1 pseudogene is annotated in these 370 nt (G+C 60.0%); it reads right to left on the reverse strand.

The window, feature by feature from the left end:
* Positions 1 to 370 (reverse strand): annotated as a pseudogene (locus ACTHSP_RS22740) (RnfABCDGE type electron transport complex subunit B); the annotation flags it as partial.

Raw genomic sequence — 370 nt, forward strand, 5'->3', positions numbered from 1 at the left:
GCGCGGCGCAGTTCGGCGCGTTCTTTGGCTTCTTCGATTTGGCGCGCTTTGAAGTCTTCGCGGTTGTCGGAGGAGACGAGTTTGTCCTGTTGCGATTGCGCTTTTGCCATGGCTTTGGCAATCAAATCCATGGGGTTGAATGCGGCGCTTGGTGCGGCTGTTTGGGTTTGTGCCTGTGCGGCCTGTTTGGCTTTGACGGCGGCTTCGCGTTGCGCCAGTAGGGCTTTGCGTTCGGCATCATCGCGCTGTTTGCGCGCGGTATGGCGTTCAAAACGGCTTTGTGCGTGTTCGGAGGCGGCAAAGCGCGGTTCGGCAGAGGTGCTGAAACGGCGTGCGGACGGCAGGAAGGGCTGCGATACGGGAACCATGT

This window comes from Neisseria sp. P0001.S005 (assembly GCF_051963715.1).